The 271-nt window shown below is 52.8% G+C and carries 1 protein-coding gene; it reads right to left on the minus strand.

All coding sequences use genetic code 11. The annotated features are described in order from the left end of the window. Positions 1-12 precede the first annotated feature (12 nt). On the minus strand, positions 13-271 hold a 259-nt coding region (locus tag C5F46_RS16970; RefSeq protein ID WP_210203012.1), incomplete at its 5' end, for a hypothetical protein.

Below are 271 nucleotides of genomic sequence, written 5' to 3' on the forward strand. Positions count from 1 at the left end.
TACCGCAAAAATTCATGAAGCTTTGGTTTTTGCGCGTAGGGGGTTGTTTGGAAGCGTCCCGATTTCATCGTCGCATTGTGGCTCGCCGCCCTGATTTTGGATCGGGCGTTCTGTGCGATGTGTGTTTATTGGTTGGGATTTCTTGGGTGAGCGGGGTGTGTTGTTCAGCGTCAGGTGGGCTGAGGCGGAAGCAATGCTGCAAATAACAGCCTGATCAGTGATTGGCGTGGGGATGAGGCCGGCAATGTCATGACGATGCGGGTTTTCTTCT

This window comes from Phaeovulum veldkampii DSM 11550 (genome assembly GCF_003034995.1).
Lineage (GTDB): Bacteria > Pseudomonadota > Alphaproteobacteria > Rhodobacterales > Rhodobacteraceae > Phaeovulum > Phaeovulum veldkampii.